The following is a 21,309-nucleotide window of genomic DNA, read 5'->3' on the forward strand; positions in this document are numbered from 1 at the left end:
GCGATAACAGAGACCGGTCCTGCGACCGGTCTCTGCATTGGGATAATCGATGAAAGCCACCACCATCCGCCGCTGGTCTCTCGTCCACACCTGGACCAGCCTGATCTGTACCCTGTTTCTCCTGCTGCTGGCGCTGACCGGGTTGCCGCTGATCTTCCATCACGAGATCGACCACCTGCTGGGCGATGCACCCGTGCTGCGTGAACTGCCGGCCGATACCCCTCACCTCGACCTGCAGCAACTGGTGCAGGCCGCCGAGCGCCATCGCCCCGGTGACGTCGTGCAGTACCTCGGCTGGGAAGACGACGAGCCCAATGGCGTGGTCGCCATCATGGCCGCCACCGCCGGCACCGAACCCAACTCATCGCACACCTTCATGCTCGACGCGCGCACTGGCGAGGCCGTGGCCATGCCCTCGGCCAACGGTGGTTTCATGATGCTCATGCTGCGCCTGCATGTGGATATGTTCGCCGGGCTACCAGGCAAGTTGCTGCTGGCCTTCATGGGCATCCTGTTCGTGGTTGCCATCATTTCCGGCGTGGTGCTCTACGCGCCGTTCATGCGCCGCCTGCGCTTCGGCGAAGTGCGCCGGCACAAATCCAGCCGCACCCGCTGGCTCGACCTGCACAACCTGCTCGGCATCGTCACCCTGACCTGGGCTCTGGTGGTCGGTATCACCGGGGTCATCAGCGCCACCGCCGACCTGCTGATCGCCGCCTGGCGCAACGACAGCCTGACGGCCATGGTCGCCCCCTACCGCGATGCGCCACCGCTGACCGAGCGCGCACCGGCCAGCGACCTGCTGCAGATTGCCCAGACCGCCACACCAGGCATGCAGGCGGACTTCATCGCCTTCCCCGGCACCCGCTTCTCCAGCGAGCACCACTACTCGGTGTTCATGAAGGGCGACACCCACCTCACCTCGCACCTGTGGACGCCGGTGCTGATCGACGCACGCACCCTGGCCGTCACCGCCATCGGCGAGCGCCCCTGGTACATGGACGCGCTGGCCATGTCGCAGCCGCTGCATTTCGGCGACTACGGCGGGCGACCGATGCAGATTCTCTGGGCGCTGCTCGATGTGCTGACCATCATCGTCCTCGGCAGCGGCCTGTACCTGTGGTGGGTACGCCGTCGGGCGCCCCGTGCCGTGCTGCGCGATGAGGTAGCGGCATGAGGCGCTGGCGTGAGTCGACCTTCGCCATCCCCGGCGTGCTGGCGCTGCTCGGCGCCGCCGGCCTGTTCGCCGCCCTGCTCGGTGATGGCTGGTGGGATGCCCTCGCCTGGCTCGGTTTGGGCCTGCCCGCCGTGATTGGTTGCTGGCCGTTGTTGCGCCGCCGCTGAAGGCTCGCCTCAGATGGCACTTAGGACATAGGTACCCAGCGAGTCACAGCCATGCGTCTCGGCCTGCCAGCGCAGCAGTTCACGCTGCGACGCCAGCAACTGCTGACGCGTGCTGCCCGCCTCGGTCACACGGTCGGTGTCTTGCCCGAGGGCCAGTTCGACCTGCCAACCGCCATCGTCCAGGTGGCGGCTGCAGCCCGTGGAATGCCGCCGAAAGCGCTGCTAGGCTGAGCGCCTCTTTTGCCAGCCGGAGCCGAGCATGTCTGCCGCCACCATGACCCTCTACCACGCCGCTGCCTCGCCCTTCGTCCGCAAGGTCATGCTGGTGCTGCATGAAACCGCGCAGCTCGAACGGGTTCATCTGCAAAGCATCCTGGTCGCGCCCACCAAGCCCAACCTGGCACTCAATGCCGGCAACCCTGCTGGCAAGCTGCCGGCCCTGCGCCTGGCCGATGGCAATGTGCTGCACGACAGCCGGGTGATCTGCGAATACCTCGACCACTTGCACGACGGTGAACCGCTGCTCGCTCGCCAAGGCGCGGCCCGTTGGCGCAGCCTGACCCTGGCGTCGCTGGCCGATGCCATCCTCGATGCCGCTGTGCTGATCCGCTATGAAACATTCCTGCGCCCCGCCGACCGCCAGTGGGAAACCTGGCTCGCCGCCCAGCAGGACAAGATCGAGCGCAGCCTGACCTACTTCGAGCAGCATGCGCTCAGCGACCTGCGCCAGCGCTTCGACATGGCCGCCATCGGCCTGGCCTGCGCCCTTGGCTACCTCGACTTCCGCCAGCCCGAGCATGGCTGGCGTGAGCGCCATCCCGGCCTCGCGGACTGGTATGCGCAAGTCAGCCAGCGGCCGTCGATGCTGGCGACACCGCCGACCAATTGATCACTGTATAGCGCGTAGAGCGTCCGGAACGGGGTAACGCTGGCCATCGTAGACCAGCCGATAGGTTTGCTGGCTGTGCCGCTGCTCCACCTTGTCGCAGTCGTCGCCATGGGCTTCGGTGCGGTTGGCCTCGACCTGCTCGCGCAGGATCAAATCACGGTAGCCGTAGCGCCCTGGCTTCTCGGCCACCGCCAGGGTGCGCTTGACCTCGCTCCACTGGCTGGCACAGTTGGTGTCGGATTCACCCTGTAAAGTCTCCATGACCATGCGTTCCAGCAGCGGGCGCAACTGGCCGTCTTCAAGCGCATAGAGCATGAGGAAGCGCTCGCTGAACAAGGTGGCCCGAGAGTTGACACGGCGCTCGACGCGCACGGCAAAGGCCAACTGGTCGGCGCGCACACGGTACGGTGCGGTATCCAGAATCAAGGCGCTGACATAGACCGCATCCCAATCGAGCAGGTGCTTTTCCAGGCGCCGCGCGCGAAGCTGGCCACTCGCGCTGTCCGTCACCAGCACCTCCAGATCGGTCTCACCATAACCCTCGTTTTTCACCTGTGGCACAGGCACGGCGATCAGCGTCAGCTCCGGACGCGCCGGCCAGACCTTGCACTGCACATCATCCAGCTGCACGCCATGCGCGGCGCCGTAGGTGGCCTGCAGCACCTGCGGCAATTGCTCACGGCAATCCTGAGCCTGCACAAGACCTGCCGACAGGGTGATGCCAGCCAGCAGCAGGCGAGGAACGATGCGCATCGAAGAACTCCACGAATGAAAAGGCCTGCCAGTTTGAAGCGTCTGCCGCCAGGTGTCTGCCCCGCGGTTCTCAACCGTCGTTACCACGTGCCGCCGGTGCATGCGCAAGCCGTGGACTGCGCGCCTGCCGGAACAGATCGGCGATACGCTGCGCCAGCAGATGCCCCACGCGCGCATCCTCGCGCAACCCCACGCGCCCGCTCATCGTGCGTACCACAGACGGAAGAAACCGGCGCCCAGCAGCAGCCCCATCTGACCCAGCGCAACGCACAACTGCAGGAACGACTGCACGTGCGGGTTATCCCCGGCATGCGGCACCCCGGTCAGGTAACCCCAGAGCGACTCGGGCATCAGCATCAACAGCAGATGAGCCAAGGGTTTGCCGGTCAGATTGAGGCCATGGATCACATCGAACTGGCCGAAGAACATCAGGCCGACCAGCACCAGAACAGCCAGTACCAGGCCCAGGCCGAAACAGGCAGAGCCACGCATCAGTATACGAATCATGATGAACTCCTCGAAGGGCGCGGCACCGGCCGCGCCCGGATGCTTCACTCGGCGGGTGCAGGGCTGGTCTTGGTGACGCCGTACCAATCCAGCTTGCGGGTCAGGACCATCACGCTGGCGAGCAGGGCGAAGACCAGCAGCGAGCCCATCAGCAGGGCATAGTCCTCGGCATTGAGCAGTGCATAGAGCATGGCGTAGAGCGCCGCCAGGCCGGCAGTGAAACCCGCCCCACGCAGCCAGCTGTGCAGCACGTGGCTGACGTAGAAGCCGATCAGCAGCACACAGGCCGAGGCCGCCAGCGCATAGGCCCGTTCGAAGCTCATGTGCTCGGACAGCGACAGCAACAGCAGGTAGAAGAACGCCAGCGACATACCCACAAGCCCGTACTGCACCGGGTGCACCGCCAGGCGCTTGAGCACCTCGAAGAGGAAGAAGCCGGCGAAGGTCAGGGCGATGAACAGCAGCGCATATTTGATCGCCCGGTCACTCTTGAGGTACTGGTCCACCGGATCGACGAAGCTCACCCCGAAGTTGCGGCCCTCGAACGCGGAGCAACTGTTGTGAGCCACACAGTCGCCCAGCGCCTCTTCCAGGTTGGTGGCGAAGAAACTGGTCTGCCAGTGGGCGGTGAAGCCCTCGGAGCTGATTTCGCGGTCAACCGGCAGGTACTCGCCGACGAAGCTCGGGTGCGGCCAGTTGGCCTTCAGGTCGACCACGCTCTCACGGCCCACCGGCGTCACGTTGAACTGGCTGGTGCCCTGCAATTGCAGATCGAAGGCGAAGTCCAGGCGTTGAACCTTGTCGGTGTCCAGCGTCGGCAAGGGCGCATGCACGCCATCACCGAGCAGGCTGTCGCCCGTGCCCGGCTCGAAACCGAAACTGGCGCCATTGAGCTGCAACTTGAGGTCGTTGCGGATGCCACGGATATCGCTGATGCCAACAGCCAGGAAGGCCTGCTCGAAGCGGTAATCGGCGAAGTCTTCACTGATGCCCAATTGCTCCGGCAATTCGAAATGGCCGCTGATCTGGTTGCTGCTCTCGTACAACCGGGCCTGGTAGATGCCACGAGAGCGCAGGTGCGTACTGACATCACCACGCAGGGCGAATCGATCCGGCAGGAAGTACAGGCGCCCGCGCTGCTCGTTCTCTTCCAGGTAGCGCTGCCCGGTCTTGCTGTTGGTCTTCCACTCGCGCACGGTCTTGCGGAACGGCACCACCAGCACCGGGCCGGTGAGTTTCTGGCTGTAGCTGGAGCTGCGCGCGATGTCCTGCAGGACGCCATCACGCAGGCCCTGACGTTCCTCGATCATGCCGTCGATCATGAGGATGGGGATCATCAACAGGATGATCAGCAGGCCAATAAGGCCCAGTTTGATGGCAAGGCTGCGGTGCATGGTTTGACTCTCCAGGGGATGAACATGAGGAGAGTCTGGGCACCGTGCATGCACACAGCAGGGAGCCTATGTGGAGAGCATGTGGAGTTTGTGTGGAGAGCAACGTGGCTGTCTGCCAACCACAGGGGGCCGTGAGCACCGACATGCACACGGCCACCTGATACATGACCTATTCGCCGCGGATGTACTGCTCCAGTTGCTGGATCAGGCTGGCTTGTTCGGCGATGGTTTCCTTGACCAGGTCACCGATCGACAGCAGGCCGATCAGCTCGCCCTCGGCCAATACCGGCAGGTGGCGCAAGTGGCCGTCGGTCATCAGTTGCATGCACTGCTGGGCAGTGTCGCGCAGGCCCACCGTGATCACGTCCGCGGTCATGATCTCGCGGACCTGGCTGTCGAACGCAGCGCGTTCCAGTTGAGCCAGTTTGCGCACATAGTCGCGCTCGCTGACGATGCCGACCAGGCGTCCATTGCTCAGCACCACCAGCGCACCGATGCGCTTTTCGGCCAGCAGCTTGACCGCATCGAGCACCGAATCATCAGGGCCGACACTGTAAATGGAGGCATGGGGTTTATTGCGGAGAATCTCGGCGACGGTTTTCATTCGTTATTGTGCTCTGCATCAGGGACCTGTTTGTTTTAGCAGAATCACCACAAATTTCATCCCGGTAACATTGCTTTGTGTGTTCAGTCGCGCGGCAACAACAGGCTGGCCTCGACGCCCTGATCGACATTGGCCAGCTGCAGGCTACCGCCATGCAGGCCGGCCACCTCCTGCACGAAGTTGAGGCCGAGGCCGGTGCTCTTGCGCCCGCTGCGAGGGCGCGGCAACGAATAGAAGCGTTCGGTCAGGCGCGCCAGCGCGTACTCGGGAATCGCCTCTCCCTGATTGAACAGGCTCACCCGCACGTGCCCACCCTGCGGCTCGGCAGTGAAACGCAGCAAGCCACCCGCCGGGGTGAAATCGAGGGCGTTATCCAGCAGGTTGGCCAGCGCCTGTTGCAACAGGAAACGCTCGCCCGTCACGCTCAGGCCAGGTGCGATCAGGTTCTCTACGCGCAGGCCAATGGATTCGATACGTGCCGTCTGCCCCTGCAACAGCCCTTCGACCAGTTCGTGCAGATCGATCGCCACATGCTCCTCCAGACCCTGGCGCTGCTCGACCAGTGCCAGGTTGAGCAGGCGTTCGATCAGTTGCTGCAGACGCTCGCCCTCGCTGGCGATATTGCCGACGAAGCGCTGGCGCTGCTCGGCCGGCATCTCGCCTTCAAGCAGTTCAGCAGCACCGCGAATCGCCGCCAGCGGGCTCTTCAGTTCGTGGGTCAGGGTATGCACGTACTGCTCGACATAGGCCTTTCCCTCCAGCTCGGTGCGCATCTTCTGCACCGCCTGGGCCAGTTGCGTCAGCTCGCCACCGCGCAACTCCGGCAGTTCGGCACGGCGCCCTTCGCTGACGGCCTGGGCATAACGAGTGAGCTTGCGCAGCGAGCCGCTGAGCCACCAGGACAGGATCCCGCCGATCAACAGACCGAGGCCGATCAGCCCCGCGCCCAGCCAGGCCAGGCGCCGTTGCGAGCGCTCGATATAGGGCTGCAACGTCTTGTTCGGCTTGGCCACCGAAACCACGCCGATGATGCGTTCGCCATCCTTGATCGGCGCCGCGACGTACATCACCGAGCTGTCGTCGTCCTGTGGATCTTCACGCGTGGAGCGCGCGCCGTACTGGCCACGCAGGGTCAGATAGACGTCGTTCCAGTGCGAGTAGTCCCGTCCCAGTGCCTGCTCGGTGGAATCGAGCAGGACGATGCCCTTGTCGTCGGTGACGTAGATGCGGTGGTTGACCGAGCTCTTCTTGATGTCCCAGATCTGCGCCTGCGGCTGGCGCTTGCCATAGGCCTTGAGCAGCTCCGGCAATCGGCTCTGCGACAGGCTGCCAGCCTTGACCTCGTCACGCAGGATCTCCGCCAGCAGGTTGGCTGTATCGACCAGCGTTTCCTCGGTGGACTGGCGCACGCCGGGACGAATCTCGTCCATCACCGTGCTCAGCACGAACCAGCCGGCCAGCCCGACGAAGAGGAAATAGACGAGGAAAATGCGAACGCCCAATGGCATGGCCAGGTTCCTCGTTCAAGCCAGGTTGGGGTTGTAGCTGTAGCCCAGGCCACGATGGGTCTGGATCGCCTCGGCATCCATGGCGACCTGGCGCAGCTTGGCGCGCAGGCTCTTGATATGGCTGTCGACGTTGCGCTCGTAGCCCGCCTCGGCGGGCACCCCCAGCGCGTCGAGCAGTTGCTCGCGGGAGAACACTCGCTCCGGCTGGGCCAGCAAGGTTTGCAGCAGGCGAAATTCGTGGCGGGTCAGCACCAGCAACTGGCCACGGTAGTGGATCTGCACACGTTCGGCATCGACACGAAACGGTCCACCTTCGACAGCCACCGGCTCCGCACGCGGTGCCATGCGTTTGAGGATGGCCTTGACCCGTGCCGCCACCTCACGCGGGCTGAACGGTTTGACCACGTAGTCGTCAGCGCCGATTTCCAGGCCCACCACTCGGTCGATTTCCGCATTGCGTGCGGTGAGGAACAGCACCGGCACCTCGGAAAAACGCCGCAGCCGCTTGCACAGTTCGAAGCCACTGATGTCCGGCAGGCCGACATCGAGAATCAACAGGTCGGCAGGCGTGCGTTGCTGGAAATCAAGCGCCGCCTCGGCCAGGTTCAGCCAGGTGGTGGTGAACCCCTCGCCCTGCAGGGCGTAGATCAGGGTATCGGCAATGGCGGCTTCGTCTTCGACTATGAGGATATGCGGCATGGCGTCCGTGCTGACGGGAACAGGGTCGGGCAACGGTGCAGCATGCCTGGGCAGGCGTCAATCACCCCGGTCAGGGCACGCTCAGAATAATGAACCCGTGCCCCGCTCCAGCCCCGACCACAGCTCATCGACCTGCTTGAAGCCCCACTCTTCGGCGGACTCACGGCCGACGATGCGATCACGCCCGACCAGCTTGGCCAGATCGATGACTTCCTGCGGGATCGGCACCCGCGAACGGGCCGAGAAGAACACCTTGACCCGTGGCGTAAGCAGCGACTTTTCGTGCTGTTCCATGACCACGCCCAGGCGCCCGCTTTCCAGGCGCACCAGCGCGCCGACCGGGTAGATGCCCACCGATTTGACGAAGGCCTGGAACACCTTGTCATCGAAGTGGCCCTTCCACTCGGCCATCTTGCGGATCGACTCGGCCGGGTCCCAGCCTTTCTTGTAGGGGCGATCCGAGGTGATTGCGTCATACACATCGCACACCGCGCCCATCCGCGCGAACAGGCTGATCTGCTCGCCAATCAGGTGATGCGGGTAGCCACTGCCGTCGACCTTCTCGTGGTGATGCAGGCAGACATCGAGCACCAGTGCGCTGACCTGCCGGCTGTCCAACAGCATGCGGGTGCCTGCCTCGGGATGACCGCGCATGGTGCCGAATTCGGCGTCGGTGAGTTTCCCCGGTTTGTTGAGGATGGCATCGGGTATGGCCATCTTGCCAATGTCGTGCAGCAGCCCGGCGATTCCCGCCTCATGCACCTGATCATCGTCCAGCCCCAGTTGCCGGGCCAGGGCGATCATCAGCGCGCACACCGCCACCGAATGCATATAGGTGTATTCGTCGGAGGTCTTCAGCCGGGCCAGGCTGATCAAGGCATTGGGATGGCGCAGGATCGAATCGGAAATTTCCTCGACCAGCTCGGCAACGTGTTCCAGGCCAATCGCCTGGCCCATGCGGGCATCGCTGAACATCTCGACGATGGCGGCCTTGGAGCGGGCACAGAGTTTCTGCGCGCGGTTTACCTCCTCATCGAGCCGAACCCGTGCCGGCAGGCGCTTGCTCTCGGCGGCAAGCAGGCGCGCCTCCACTTCAGCCTCGACCTCTATCACCGTATGGCTGGCCTGACCCGGCGCGATGTCCAGTCCTTTGCTCGCATCGATCCAGATTTCGCGGATATCGGACTCGTGTACCCGGCGCAGGTCGTGCTCGCTCTTGAGCAGGAAACGTCCCTTCCAGAACGGATGATCCATCCACGAGCCACAGAACTCATGGATGTACATGCCAATGCGAAGCTCGGACACTGCAATACGTTTCAACACACTGGGGGCTTCCCGCAAGCGCTTGTTATTGTTCCGCCATCATAGGTGATGCCGCGCGAAGCGACCCATGGTATTGCCTCAATACACATCGGCGCTTCCCTCGAACATGCCCCTGCGGTTTATCATGACCGCACCTATCTGGCGACCGGGACGTGCCAATGCGTCGACTGCTGACTGCCTGCAGCATCATCGTGCTGCTCCTGCTCAACACCCTGATTCTGATCGGCCCCATGATGCTGATCGCCCTGCTCAAACTGATCCTGCCGGGCAAGTACCTGCGCGACCTGTGTTCGCGCGGGGTGATGTGGGTGGCGGAAACCTGGGCGGAAATCGACAAGCTGATCTTCGCCCTGCTCACACCCACCGTGTGGGATATCCGCGGCGGCGAAGGCCTGCGCCAGGACCGCTCCTACCTGGTGGTGAGCAACCACCAGTCATGGGTGGATATCCCTGCGCTGGTGCAGACCTTCAACCGCAAGACGCCCTACTTCAAGTTCTTCCTCAAGCAGGAACTGATCTGGGTGCCGTTCCTCGGTCTGGCCTTCTGGGCGCTCGATTACCCGTTCATGAAGCGCTACTCCAAGGCTTACCTGCGCAAGAACCCGCACATGCAGGGCAAGGACCTGGAAATCACCAAGGCCGCATGCGAGCGTTTCAAATCGCTCCCCGTCACCGTGGTCAATTACCTGGAAGGCACACGCTTCACCCCGGCCAAACAGACCCAGCAGGGCTCGCCTTACCAGCACCTGCTCAAGCCCAAGGCAGGCGGCGTAGCCTTCGTGCTGGCCGCGCTCGGTCCGCAGCTCGATGCCCTGCTGGATGTCACCGTGGTCTACCCGGGGGATCATCCGCCAGGATTCTGGGCCCTGATCAGCGGCCAGTTGCCCAAGGTCATCATCGACATCCAGACCCGCGAACTGGACCCGGCGCTGTGGGCCGGCGACTACCAGCGTGACGCCGAATTCCGCCAGGTGGTGCAGGATTGGGTCAGCCAGCTGTGGCACGAGAAGGACGCGCGCATCGCCCAGTTGAAACAGCAGTTCTGAGCATGACCCAGGCGGCCTGTCCGCCATCGTGGGGAGACAATCGCGCCGTTCTGCGGTCGCATGAGCAATCCACCCTGTTCTCAATCGTGTCTCGTCATTGAAGAGTCGCCATGCTGTCACTCTCGCCCCGCACCGCTCGCCTGTTACCGTGGATCGTCGCCATCGCCTTCTTCATGCAGACGCTGGACGGCACCATCCTCAATACCGCCCTCCCCGCCATGGCCCGCGATCTGGCCGAGAACCCGCTGCGCATGCAGGCGGTGATCATCTCCTACATGCTCACCGTGGCCCTGCTGATTCCCGCCTCGGGCTGGATCGCCGACCGCTTCGGCACCCGGCGCATCTTCTTCACCGCCATCCTGCTGTTCAGCCTGGGCTCGCTGTGCTGCGCCCTGGCGAGCAACCTCGGCCAACTGGTCGGCGCACGGGTCCTGCAGGGGCTTGGCGGGGCGCTGATGATGCCGGTCGGGCGCCTGGTCGTGTTGCGGGCCTACCCGCGCTCGGAGCTGGTGCGCATCATGAGCTTCATCACCTTGCCGGGGCTGCTCGGCCCGCTGATCGGCCCGACGCTGGGTGGCTGGCTGGTGGAGTACGCCTCCTGGCACTGGATCTTCCTGATCAACCTGCCGGTCGGTGCCCTCGGTTGCTGGGCCGCGTTGCGCTTCATGCCCGACCTGCGCGGCGGCGAGCGCACCCGCTTCGACACGATTGGATTTCTCCTGTTCGGCGCCGCCATGGTGCTGATCACCATGGCCCTGGAAGGCCTGGGCGAACTGCAACTGCCCCATGTGCGGGTCATGCTCCTGCTGGTGATCGGCCTGGCCTGCCTGGCGGCCTACTGGTTGCGCGCCGGCCGCGTGGTGGCACCACTGTTCAGCCCGAGCCTGTTCCGCAATCGCACCTTCGCCGTGGGCATTCTCGGCAATATGTTCGCCCGCCTGGGCAGCGGTGCGTTGCCGTTCCTGGTCCCGTTGCTGCTGCAAGTAGCGCTGGGCTACTCGCCTGCCGAGGCGGGCATGAGCATGATCCCGCTGGCGCTGGCCGCCATGGCCATGAAACCGCTGGCCAAGCCGCTGATCGACCGGCTCGGCTACCGCCGTATCCTCACCGGCAACACCTTCCTGCTCGGTGCCCTGCTCGCCAGCCTGGCGCTGACCAGCGGCCAGCATGCGCCCGTCGTGTTGCTGATCCAGCTTGGCCTGCTCGGCGCGGTCAACTCGCTGCAGTTCACCGCAATGAACACCGTTACCCTGATCGACCTGCGTGATGAAGAAGCCAGCAGCGGCAACAGCCTGCTCTCGGTGGTGGTGCAACTGGCCATGAGCCTTGGCGTGGCGACAGCGGCTGCCCTTCTGGGGGGATTCACCCTGGAACAGAGCGAACCCGGCGCGGTGCTCGCCGCGTTCCAGTGGACGTTCCTCTGCGTGGGCCTGATGACCGTGCTGGCCGCCGCCATCTTCCTGCAACTGGAAGATGGCGACGGCGGCAGTGCCCGGGATATCGACCACAAGATCGAGGTGGAAGGTTAGACGCACCTGGGCGCGCTTGCCCTGAACGACCGTTTCGCGGGCATGGCCCGCGAATATCAGAGACACCAAAAGCGTCGCGCCCGTAGCCGGATGCTCGCGCGCAAAGCGGGCGCCGGCCAAAGGCTCGCGCCTGCTACACTGCGCAGCATTTCCGCATGCCCAGGCCCGTTCCCGTGACCACTTCCGCGTTTGCTTCGCTGCCCCTTTCTGCCGCCATGCTGGCCAACCTGGAGTCCCTCGGCTATGCCGAGATGACGCCGATCCAGGCGCAGAGCCTGCCCGTCATCCTCAAGGGCATGGACCTGATCGCCCAGGCCAAGACCGGGAGCGGCAAGACGGCGGCGTTCGGCATCGGCCTGCTCGCCCCGCTCAACCCGCGTTTCTTCGGTTGCCAGGCGCTGGTGCTGTGCCCGACCCGCGAGTTGGCCGACCAGGTGGCCAAGGAACTGCGCCGCCTGGCCCGCGCCGCCGACAACATCAAGGTCCTGACCCTGTGCGGCGGCGTGCCGTTCGGTCCGCAGATCGGCTCGCTGGAGCATGGCGCGCATGTCATCGTCGGCACCCCGGGGCGCGTACAGGAACACCTGAAGAAAGGCACCCTGAAGCTCGACGGCCTGAACACCCTGGTGCTCGACGAAGCCGACCGCATGCTCGACATGGGTTTCTACGACAGTATCGCCGAGATCATCGGCTACACCCCGGCCAAGCGACAGACCCTGTTGTTCTCCGCGACCTACCCGAGCGGCATCAAGCAGCTCTCCGCGACCTTCATGCGCGACCCGCAGCAGGTCAAGGTCGAGGCGCTGCACGACGATGCGCAGATCGAGCAGCGCTTCTACGAGATCGCCCCGGACCAGCGCCTGGATGCCGTGCTCCGCGTGTTCGCCAGCTTCCGCCCGGACTCCTGCGTGGCCTTCTGCTTCACCAAACAGCAGTGCCAGGACGTGGTCGACCACCTGACTGCCCACGGCATTTCCGCCGCCGCGCTCAATGGTGATCTGGAACAGCGCGACCGCGATCAGGTCCTGGCAATGTTCGCCAACCGCAGCCTGTCCGTGCTGGTGGCCACCGACGTCGCCGCACGCGGCCTGGATATCGATGCCCTGGACATGGTCATCAACGTCGAGCTGGCCCGTGACGCCGAAATCCACATCCACCGCGTCGGCCGTACCGGTCGCGCAGGCGCCAAAGGCCTGGCCGTGAGCCTGGTCGCGCCACCGGAAGCCCACCGCGCACAGGCCATCGAAACCCTGCAGAAAGCGCCACTCGCCTGGCACCCGCTGAGCAGCCTCAAGGCGCGCAGCGGCGAGCCACTGCAACCGCCGATGGTGACCCTGTGCATCGCCGCCGGACGCAAGGACAAGGTGCGCCCTGGCGACATCCTCGGCGCCCTGACCGGCGAAGCGGGCATTCCCGGCACCCAGGTCGGCAAGATTGCCCTGTTCGACCATCAGGCCTATGTCGCCGTGGAGCGCAGTGTGGCCAAGCAGGCACTGAAACGCCTTGGCGAGGGCAAGATCAAGGGCCGCTCCATTCGCGTCCGTACCCTCTGAACAGCGGTCTCGGATCTGCTGCGCAGCGGTCGAACTGTGTTGAAAACGGCCTCGATCGCCCTGAAGAGCGCTGCTCACGCAGGGCGCCAATGCCGCGACAAGCGCAACACTGTGTATTGCGGGGTGATTCCGGCCCCTGCGCTGTGCAATTATTCGCGCTTGCATCCGAGGAGAGCGCCGTGCGCAATATCCTGGTCGTCGAAGACAGCCCGCTGGTCCTGAAGATTCTCGAGCACCTGTTCCGCCAGGAGCCGCAGCTTCAGCCGGTGTTCTGCGCCTCCCTGAGCGAAGCCCAGGTAATGCTGGAAACCTCGTCGGCGCTGTTCTTCGCCGCCATCGTCGACCTCAATCTGCCCGATGCGCCACGCGGTGAAGTCGTCGATCTGGTGATGCGCTACAGCCTGCCGTGCATCGTGCTGACTGGCTCCTACGACGAGCAGCGACGCGACGAGCTGCTGCTCAAGGGCGTGGTCGACTATGTGCTCAAGGAAAGCCAGCACTCCTACGAATACGCCTTCCGCCTGCTGCACCGCCTGGAAAGCAACAGCCACGTGAAGATTCTCGTCGCCGAGGACTCCGAGGCCACCCGGCACTTCATCCGCCGCGTGCTGACCCCACACCTGTATCAGATCATCGATGCCTGCGATGGCGACGAAGCCCTGCGCATCCTTCAGGAACAGCCGGATATCGACCTGTTCCTGGTCGACCACAGCATGCCCGGCATGAGTGGCTTCGAGCTGGTCAAACTGCTGCGGCAGAAAATGCGCCGCCACGACCTGATCATTCTCGGCCTGTCCGCCGATGCCAAGGGCTCGCTCAGCGCCCTGTTCATCAAGCACGGCGCCGACGACTTCCTGCGCAAGCCGTTCTGCCCGGAAGAGCTGAACTGCCGGGTCATGTCGACCCTGGAGCGCCGCGACATGCTGCGTGCGCTGAAACAGGCGGCGCTGTTCGACTCACTGACCGGGCTGTACAACCGCCGCGCCTTCTACGAGCAGGGCGTGCAGCAGTTCCGCCAGGCACAGCGCGCCGGCCAGTCGCTCAGCGTGGCGATGATCGACCTGGACTTCTTCAAGACCATCAACGACGACCATGGCCACGCCAGCGGTGACGCCGCACTGATCGCCTTCGCGCGCTGCCTGCGCGAGGCCCTGCCGGACACCCTGCTCGGCCGGCTCGGTGGCGAGGAGTTCGCCCTGGTCAGCCACCTCGACGCCGCCAGCCTGGCTGTGCTGCTGGACCAACTGCGCCATACCTGTGCTGCACTGAAGTATGCCAACGGCGCACCACCGCTGTCGTTCAGCGCCGGGGTGTACCACGGCGCGCCGGACGACCTGGAAAGCCTGCTGCACGAAGCCGATCAGCGCCTGTACCAGGCCAAGCGCGCAGGACGCGGGCGCACCCTCTACGCCTGAAGCGCTCTCGGCGGCAGGATCAGTTCAACGACAAGCCGTGCCGCTCGTAGATACGCTGGTAGGTACCATCGGCACGCATCTCGATAATCGCCCGGTTGAAGCCACTGACGATCTCGCGGTACTGCGGATGACTGCGCCGTACCAGGATGTGCAAACCGTTCTCCTGCAACGGCTTGGGCACGAACACCAGGGCCGTGCCCGCCTTGCCGAGATCGCGCCGCAGGTAGTACTGCGCCACCAGCTCATCCTCCAACGCCAATTGCACCCGCCCTGCGGCAAGCATGCGCGCGCCCTGGCCGAAATCGAGCACGGGCACCTTGGTCAGCGTCCGATCCTGGTCGAACGCCGCGCCATAGCTGTAGCCGCGCACCACGGCAATGCTGAAGGGGCGCAGATCAGCCAGCTCATTGAAGTCGACCGGTGTTCGATTGTGGCGCAGGAAACGGATCCGGTTGACCAGATAAGGGGCGGAGAACAGCCCATAGCGCGCCCGGTCCTCGCTGTACCAGGCGCTGATGATCACATCGTAGTCGCCCTGCTCCAGCCCCCTCAGCACCCGCGCCCAGGGCACCTCGATGTACTCGCTGGGATAACCCGCACGTTGCAAGGCGGTACTGACCAGGTCCACCGCCAGGCCATTCTCCGGCAGTTCCTTGCCGGTGAAGGGTGGCCACGCGTTGGCGACCAGACGCAACGGCTGCGCGGCAACCGGCAGCGCAATCAGCCCGATGACCAGCAATGTGATACGCCACATTCGTTTCATGCCTGACTCCCACAGCGAGTGGTGCGTACAGCATAGAAGCACCGGAGGTTCCATCCGTACCTGATGGCAGGATGGTAGTCAGAAAACCACCCGGTGTACGATCACCCTGGTCACAACGCCGATAGAATGGTGCCTCGGCTCGGGTTTGCACCGTCTGCTCCCAGTACATTACTTATTCAGCTCCGACGCCTGCGCGGAGCACGACCGGCGGGTAGCCTTTCGCCCATGTCTTCGTCATTGAACAATACCCTGCGCCGCCTCTGGGCACGCGAGAAGTTCACCTACGGTATCCGGGTGTTCATCGCCCTGTCCGGCTCCATGGCCCTGTGCTGGTTCCTCGACCAGATCGCCCTGGTCATTCCGCTGTTCCTCGGCTGCATCGCCGCCGCCCTGGCCGAAAGCGACGACCACTGGCGCGGGCGCCTGCAGGCACTGCTGGTCACCCTGCTGTGCTTCGCCGCCACCGCCATTTCGGTGCAATTACTGTTCCCTTACCCCTGGCTGTTCGTGCTCGGCCTGTCATTGTCCGCCTTCGGCATGACCCTGCTTGGCGGCATTGGCGAACGCTACGCGGCGGTGGCCCAGGCCACGCTGATCCTGGCGATCTATACGGCCATCGGCCTGGAGCATCGTGGTGGGCAGATCGGCAGTTTCTGGCAGGAACCGCTGCTGCTGATCTCCGGTGCGGCCTGGTACGGCCTGCTCGCGGTGATCTGGAGCGCCCTGTTCAGCCAACAGCCGGTGCAACAGGCGCTGGCCCGGGTGTTCGGCGAACTGGGCGGCTACCTGCGGCTCAAGGCCTCGTTGTTCGAGCCGCTACGGCAGATGGATATCGAAGAACGCCGCCTGGCCCTGGCACAGCAGAATGGCCGAGTGGTGACGGCCCTCAACCAGGCCAAGGAAATCATCCTCAACCGCATGAGCCGCAAGCGCAGCGGGCAGAAAACCAATCGCTACCTGAAGCTGTACTTCATCGCCCAGGACATCCACGAGCGCGCCAGTTCCTCGCACTACCCTTACAACGCCCTGGCCGAAGCGTTCTTCCACAGTGACGTGATGTTCCGCTGCCAGCGCCTGCTCAGCGAACAGGGCAAGGCCTGCCAGACCCTGGGGCGCGCCATCCGCATGCGCCAGCCGTTCGACTACGGCGAGAACAGCCAGGCTATGGCCGACCTCGACGCTTCGCTCAACTACCTGCGTGAACAGAACAACCCGGCCTGGCGCCGCCTGCTGCGTTCGGTGGCTGCGCTGGCCGGCAACCTGGCGACGCTGGAGCGCAAGCTGGCCAGCGCGAGCAACCCGGACGCCCTGGCAGACGAGCAGGACAACACCCTGCTCGACCGCTCGCCACAGAGCCTCAAGGAAGCCTTCGAGCGCCTGCGCCAGCATTGCTCGCCAACCTCGCTGGTGTTCCGCCATGCCCTGCGCCTGTCCATCGCCCTGGCCGCGGGCTATGGCCTACTGCACTGGGTCCACCCGCAGCAAGGTTACTGGATTCTGCTGACCACGCTGTTCGTCTGCCGGCCAAGCTACGGCGCCACGCGCCTGCGCCTGGTGCAGCGGGTCAGTGGCACGCTGGTCGGCCTGCTGCTCGGTTGGGCGCTGATCAGCCTGTTCCCCGACCCGCTGTTGCAATCGCTGTTCGCCGTGCTCGCCGGGGTGGCCTTCTTCATCAACCGGGTCGACCGCTACACCCTGGCCACCACGGCCATGACCCTGGTGGTGGTGCTGTGCTTCAACCAGGTCAGCGACGGCTACGCACTGATCTGGCCACGGTTGGTGGATACCGTGCTGGGCACGGTGATCGCCGGGCTCGCGGTGTTCTTCATCCTGCCCGACTGGCAGGGCCGCAAGCTCAACCAGGTGCTGAGCAATACCCTGGTGTGCAACAGCCGCTACCTGATCCAGATCATGCAGCAGTACGAATCCGGCAAGCGCGACGACCTCAGCTATCGCCTGGCCCGGCGCAACGCGCACAACGCCGACGCGGCGCTGTCGACCACCCTGTCGAACATGCTCATGGAGCCCGGCCACTTCCGCAAGGACGCCGAGACCGGCTTCCGCTTCCTTGTGCTGTCGCACACCTTGCTCAGCTACCTTTCCGGCCTCGGCGCGCATCGCGAAACGCTCGCCGACGACGCCAGCGATGCCCTGCACGAGCGCGCCGCCGCGCACATCAGTGCGACCCTCGACGCCATCGCCGAGAGCCTGCGCGAAAACCGCCCGGTGGAGGTCTATGACGAGACCGACCAATTGCTCGCCGAGGAACTGGAACAACTGCCCGAGGACATGGACGAAGGCCATCGCCTGGTGCAGGTCCAGCTCAGCCTGATCTGCCGCCAGTTGGCGCCGCTGCGCACCCTGGTCGCGCACTTGCAGAAACAGCCGGAAGTGGCCAAGACCGCCTGATCCCGGCTTCGCTCGCGTTGAGAACAGCGGACTCTGGGAGCGAGTGGGATGCTGGCGGGCCTCGCAACTTGCGGGCTGAAACGGCCCCGGCCCACCCTATAGACACTGAACTCCGCGTAGGGTGGGCCGGGCGGCGCTCCGCTTTAGCCCACCAATCGGCGCGTCATGAGACGTAAAAAAGTCGATTGCCTGCAATGGCCTCGACCAGGCGTTGCATGCAGAAACCCCACCAGACCGTGTCCATGCCCGCGATTCGCACGCATGGCGCACGCCCACAGACTCACAACCTCGCATGCTGAATGGGCGAGCATCAGGCACACGCGCCGATCCACCCTGCGCCAGCACTGAAACTCAGAAAAGCCACGCTTTCCGCTAGAATGCGCGCCTTCGACTCACCCGAGGTTTTTGCCGTGTCCTTCTTTCCGGTCATCATCATCGGCGCCGGCGCTGCCGGCCTGATGTGCGCAGCCCAGGCCGCCAAGCGCGGGCGCCAGGTGCTGCTGCTCGATCACGCCAACAAGGCCGGCAAGAAGATCCTCATGTCCGGCGGCGGGCGCTGCAACTTCACCAATATGTACACCGAGCCGGGCAACTTCCTCTCGCACAACCCGCACTTCTGCAAGTCGGCCCTGGCCCGCTATACGCAATGGGACTTCATCGCCCTGGTCGGCCAGTACGGTGTGCCCTATCACGAGAAGAAACTCGGCCAGCTGTTCTGCGACAACAAGGCCAGCGACATCCTCGAGATGCTGCTCGCCGAATGCCGTGAGCATGGTGTCGACCTGCGCCTGGATACCCGCATCGAGCAGGTCGGCAAAACCGACAGCGGCTACCACCTGCACACCAGTGCCGGCGACTTCACCTGCCAGTCGCTGGTCATCGCCACCGGTGGCCTGTCGATTCCCACGCTGGGCGCCAGTGGCTTCGGCTATCAGGTCGCTCGCCAGTTCGGTCACGAACTGCTACCGACGCGCGCCGGCCTGGTGCCTTTCACCATCACCGAGCCGAACCTGAAAGAGCTGTGCACGGCCTTGTCCGGGACATCGGTGGAAGATTGCGTGGTCAGTTGTAATGGCCAGCGCTTCAAGGAAAACATCCTGTTCACCCACCGCGGCCTGAGCGGCCCGGCGATCCTGCAGATTTCCTCGTACTGGCAACCGGGCGACAGCGTGCAGATCAACCTGCTGCCGCATATCGACCTGCCCGAGTGGCTGGCCAGCCAGCAGCGCGAGCGCCCTAACAGCGAGCTGAAAACCCTGCTGGGCGAGCTGTTCACCAAGAAGATGGCCGGGCTGCTGGCCGAGCAGTGGTTCGTCTCCAAACCGCTCAAGCAATACAGCGCCGCAGAACTCGAGGCCGTTGCGCAGAAGCTGGCGAACTGGACGCTGGTGCCGGCCGGCACCGAAGGCTACCGCACCGCCGAAGTCACCCTCGGTGGCGTCGACACCCGCGAGGTCTCGTCCAAGACCCTGGAGTCGCTGAAGTCACCGGGGCTGTATTTCATCGGTGAAGTTCTCGATGTCACCGGCCACCTCGGCGGCTTCAACTTCCAGTGGGCCTGGGCCTCGGCCTATGCGGCGGCACAGTTCGTCTAGGTGACTTGAACGCGGGTCGGAGACTTTGAACGTGAACCGGAGAGGCTGTTGTCTCGGTAAGGCCCGGCAAGCAGAACCAGGCCGCTGCGCCAGCTGCTGGTCAGAATAGCCAGCACTCTGCCAGTATTGGCACACCGCGCCAGGAGGGCGCACGCAGCAAGAGTTCTTTAGATGTCTGGCGTCCCTGCATTTCCCATCCCAATGCGGTTGGCTACGTGGTTGTGTCTGCTTCTCTGTGCGCTGGCGTGGCCCGTCAAAGCCGAGTTGGTGCTGCGCGATGACACGGCCGCCATCGAGCTGCTTGGCCAGGTCGATTACCTTGCCGACCCCGAGGGCAACCTGACGCTGGATGACGTGCGCGCCACGCCCGAACGTTTCCAGAACAGCGCCGCGCGGCGCGACCTCAGCTTCGGCTATGTCAGCGGCGCGATCTGGCTACGCCTGCACGTGAAGTCGGAAGCCAGCCGCCTGCATCTCTGGCGCCTGGAAATCAGCTACCCCTCACTCGACCGTGTGCAACTGCACGATGTCGGCAGCGATGGCGTCCACCTGTCCCTGGCCGGCGACATGGTGCCTTACGCCGAACGCAGTATCGGTAACCGCACGCCCGTCTTCGAAACGCGCCTGCACCCTGGCGAGAGCCGCACCCTGTACCTGCGCGCCAGTTCCGAAGGCAGCATGACGCTGAGCAGCACCCTGTGGCCGGCACGCGCCTTCGAACAACACAGCCTCAATGGCTACGTGGTGCACGCGCTATATGGCGGCGTGCTCATTGCCCTGGGCCTGTACAACTTCCTGTTGTTCCTCGCCCTGCGCGAACGCCCCTTCCTGTTCTATGTCCTGTTCATGCTGACCTTCGGGATCGGTGTCGTCGCACTCAATGGCTTCGGTCCGCAGTACCTGTGGCCGAACGCCGGCTGGTGGACCAATCGGGCCCTGCCAGTTGGCCTGACGCTGGCCTCGGCTGCCTCGATCCTGTTCACCCGCAGCTTTCTCGACACGCCGAGCTGGCTGCCACGCTGGGACCGTTTGCTGCGCCTGTTGCTGGTGATCATGTGTTGCGCCGCCGTGGCGACCTTGCTGCTCCCCGTGCAACGCGCCCTGCAAACCATGTCCATCAGCGGATTGGCGCTGTCGTTGATGCTGCTGATCACCGGCTTTCTCAGCGTCCGCCATCGCGTGCCCGGCGCCCGGTTGTTCGTGCTGGCCTGGCTGATGCTGCTCACCGGCGCCCTGATGCTGGCCCTGCGCAACTTCGCCCTGATTCCCACCAACACCATCACCCTGTACGCGATGCAGATTGGCTCCTCACTGGAAATGATCCTGCTGTCGCTCGCCCTGGCTGCACGCTTCAACGAGCACAAACGGCAGAAGGAAAAAGCCCTGCAGCTTCACGAGAAAGAGCTCGAGCAGCATGTGGCCGAACGCACCGAAGCGCTGGAGATTGCCAATCAGCGCCTGCGCAACCTGGCCCTGAAAGACCCGCTGACCGGCCTGGCCAACCGCACCGCGCTGCAGCAGCAACTGGACATGGCCATTCGCCGTACGCAGCGCCGCCAGGAGCTGCTGGCGGTGATGCTGATCGACCTGGATGGCTTCAAGCCGATCAATGACCAGCACGGCCATGGCCTGGGCGATCAGGTGCTCAGTGAAATCGCACGGCGCTTGCTGCATTGCGCCCGCGAGACCGACCTGGTGGCACGCCTGGGTGGCGACGAATTCATCCTGATCTGCGAAACCGTGCAGTCCGCCCAAGGTGCCAACGAAGTAGCCGAACGGGTGCTGAAAGCCATCGCCCAGCCAATCAGCCTGGGCGCCCTGCGGGTACAGGTCGGCGCCAGCATCGGCATTGCCCTCAGCCATGGCGAAGAGGACGGTACCCTGCTGATCCGCCAGGCCGATGCCGCCATGTACAAGGCCAAGGCCGCCGGACGCAACCGTGTCCATGTCGAGGATCGGGTGACATGAGCCCTGCAGC

The 21,309-nt window shown here is 64.3% G+C and carries 20 protein-coding genes; 11 read left to right on the forward strand and 9 right to left on the reverse strand.

Annotated elements, in window-relative coordinates; genetic code table 11:
• The first annotated feature begins 49 nt into the window (after positions 1-49).
• From ACWPW0_RS20830 to ACWPW0_RS20845, 4 genes are read left to right on the forward strand one after another with little or no spacing between them, the layout of a single operon-like run.
• Positions 50-1,177: a PepSY-associated TM helix domain-containing protein gene (locus ACWPW0_RS20830; protein ID WP_454256420.1), complete on the forward strand. Its 1,128-nt coding sequence runs from the start codon at positions 50-52 to the stop codon at positions 1,175-1,177.
• Positions 1,174-1,344 carry a hypothetical protein gene (locus tag ACWPW0_RS20835; protein WP_447594691.1) on the forward strand — a complete coding sequence of 57 codons (171 nt, stop codon included), beginning with the start codon at positions 1,174-1,176 and terminating at the stop codon, positions 1,342-1,344. Before ACWPW0_RS20830 ends, ACWPW0_RS20835 begins: the two co-directional genes overlap by 4 nt.
• A 51-nt stretch (positions 1,345-1,395) precedes the next feature.
• A complete protein-coding gene (locus tag ACWPW0_RS20840; protein ID WP_454256421.1) occupies positions 1,396-1,575 on the forward strand; it encodes a hypothetical protein in 180 nt (59 codons plus the stop codon).
• A gap of 28 nt (positions 1,576-1,603) precedes the next feature.
• Positions 1,604-2,233 (forward strand): glutathione S-transferase, encoded by a 630-nt coding sequence (locus tag ACWPW0_RS20845; RefSeq protein ID WP_454256422.1) that lies wholly within the window; start codon positions 1,604-1,606, stop codon positions 2,231-2,233.
• Here the strand turns inward: ACWPW0_RS20845 and ACWPW0_RS20850 are convergent, their stop codons facing one another.
• The 8 genes from ACWPW0_RS20850 to ACWPW0_RS20885 form a co-directional block, all read right to left on the reverse strand.
• A complete protein-coding gene (locus ACWPW0_RS20850) occupies positions 2,234-2,986 on the reverse strand; it encodes a PA3715 family protein (RefSeq protein WP_454256423.1) in 753 nt (250 codons plus the stop codon).
• A 70-nt stretch (positions 2,987-3,056) separates the two neighbouring features.
• The gene (locus ACWPW0_RS20855; RefSeq protein ID WP_447594696.1) at positions 3,057-3,191 is read right to left on the reverse strand and encodes a hypothetical protein; all 135 of its coding nucleotides are present in this window, start codon (positions 3,189-3,191) and stop codon (positions 3,057-3,059) included.
• Positions 3,188-3,493 carry a hypothetical protein gene (locus tag ACWPW0_RS20860; protein WP_454256424.1) on the reverse strand — a complete coding sequence of 102 codons (306 nt, stop codon included), beginning with the start codon at positions 3,491-3,493 and terminating at the stop codon, positions 3,188-3,190. Before ACWPW0_RS20860 ends, ACWPW0_RS20855 begins: the two co-directional genes overlap by 4 nt.
• Before the next feature lie 44 nt (positions 3,494-3,537).
• Entirely contained in the window at positions 3,538-4,887 is a 1,350-nt protein-coding gene (gene creD, locus ACWPW0_RS20865) for a cell envelope integrity protein CreD (RefSeq protein WP_454256425.1), read from the reverse strand.
• Positions 4,888-5,056: 169 nt separating this feature from the next.
• On the reverse strand, positions 5,057-5,491 hold the full coding sequence (locus tag ACWPW0_RS20870; RefSeq protein WP_447594702.1) for a CBS domain-containing protein: 435 nt from the start codon (positions 5,489-5,491) through the stop codon (positions 5,057-5,059).
• 83 nt (positions 5,492-5,574) lie between these two features.
• Complete coding sequence (creC, locus tag ACWPW0_RS20875; RefSeq protein WP_454256426.1) at positions 5,575-6,999, reverse strand: two-component system sensor histidine kinase CreC; 1,425 nt, start codon at positions 6,997-6,999, stop codon at positions 5,575-5,577.
• 15 nt (positions 7,000-7,014) lie between these two features.
• Positions 7,015-7,698 (reverse strand): two-component system response regulator CreB, encoded by a 684-nt coding sequence (gene creB / locus ACWPW0_RS20880; protein WP_447594705.1) that lies wholly within the window; start codon positions 7,696-7,698, stop codon positions 7,015-7,017.
• A gap of 81 nt (positions 7,699-7,779) precedes the next feature.
• Positions 7,780-9,021 (reverse strand): HD-GYP domain-containing protein, encoded by a 1,242-nt coding sequence (locus ACWPW0_RS20885; protein ID WP_454256427.1) that lies wholly within the window; start codon positions 9,019-9,021, stop codon positions 7,780-7,782.
• A gap of 158 nt (positions 9,022-9,179) precedes the next feature.
• Between ACWPW0_RS20885 and ACWPW0_RS20890 the strand changes: the two genes are divergently transcribed.
• The 4 genes from ACWPW0_RS20890 to ACWPW0_RS20905 all read left to right on the forward strand — a co-directional run bounded on the left by ACWPW0_RS20890 (position 9,180) and on the right by ACWPW0_RS20905 (position 14,564).
• The gene (locus ACWPW0_RS20890) at positions 9,180-10,067 is read left to right on the forward strand and encodes an acyltransferase (protein ID WP_454256428.1); all 888 of its coding nucleotides are present in this window, start codon (positions 9,180-9,182) and stop codon (positions 10,065-10,067) included.
• Positions 10,068-10,177: 110 nt separating this feature from the next.
• Positions 10,178-11,596 carry a multidrug transporter subunit MdtD gene (gene mdtD / locus ACWPW0_RS20895; RefSeq protein WP_454256429.1) on the forward strand — a complete coding sequence of 473 codons (1,419 nt, stop codon included), beginning with the start codon at positions 10,178-10,180 and terminating at the stop codon, positions 11,594-11,596.
• Positions 11,597-11,769: 173 nt separating this feature from the next.
• On the forward strand, positions 11,770-13,149 hold the full coding sequence (dbpA, locus tag ACWPW0_RS20900; RefSeq protein WP_454256430.1) for an ATP-dependent RNA helicase DbpA: 1,380 nt from the start codon (positions 11,770-11,772) through the stop codon (positions 13,147-13,149).
• A gap of 179 nt (positions 13,150-13,328) precedes the next feature.
• Positions 13,329-14,564, forward strand: coding sequence for a diguanylate cyclase (locus ACWPW0_RS20905; protein WP_454256431.1), 1,236 nt, complete (start codon positions 13,329-13,331; stop codon positions 14,562-14,564).
• 19 nt (positions 14,565-14,583) lie between these two features.
• Here the strand turns inward: ACWPW0_RS20905 and ACWPW0_RS20910 are convergent, their stop codons facing one another.
• Positions 14,584-15,327 carry a substrate-binding periplasmic protein gene (locus ACWPW0_RS20910; RefSeq protein ID WP_454256432.1) on the reverse strand — a complete coding sequence of 248 codons (744 nt, stop codon included), beginning with the start codon at positions 15,325-15,327 and terminating at the stop codon, positions 14,584-14,586.
• 225 nt (positions 15,328-15,552) lie between these two features.
• Between ACWPW0_RS20910 and yccS the strand changes: the two genes are divergently transcribed.
• The 3 genes from yccS to ACWPW0_RS20925 all read left to right on the forward strand — a co-directional run bounded on the left by yccS (position 15,553) and on the right by ACWPW0_RS20925 (position 21,299).
• Positions 15,553-17,736 carry a YccS family putative transporter gene (gene yccS, locus ACWPW0_RS20915; RefSeq protein WP_454256433.1) on the forward strand — a complete coding sequence of 728 codons (2,184 nt, stop codon included), beginning with the start codon at positions 15,553-15,555 and terminating at the stop codon, positions 17,734-17,736.
• 377 nt (positions 17,737-18,113) lie between these two features.
• Positions 18,114-19,331, forward strand: coding sequence for an NAD(P)/FAD-dependent oxidoreductase (locus ACWPW0_RS20920; protein WP_454256434.1), 1,218 nt, complete (start codon positions 18,114-18,116; stop codon positions 19,329-19,331).
• Positions 19,332-19,502: 171 nt separating this feature from the next.
• Positions 19,503-21,299, forward strand: a complete 1,797-nt coding sequence (locus ACWPW0_RS20925; protein WP_454256435.1) for a 7TM diverse intracellular signaling domain-containing protein — start codon at positions 19,503-19,505, stop codon at positions 21,297-21,299.
• The last annotated feature ends 10 nt before the right edge of the window (positions 21,300-21,309 follow it).

Source organism: Pseudomonas sp. Marseille-Q8238 (assembly GCF_965111915.1).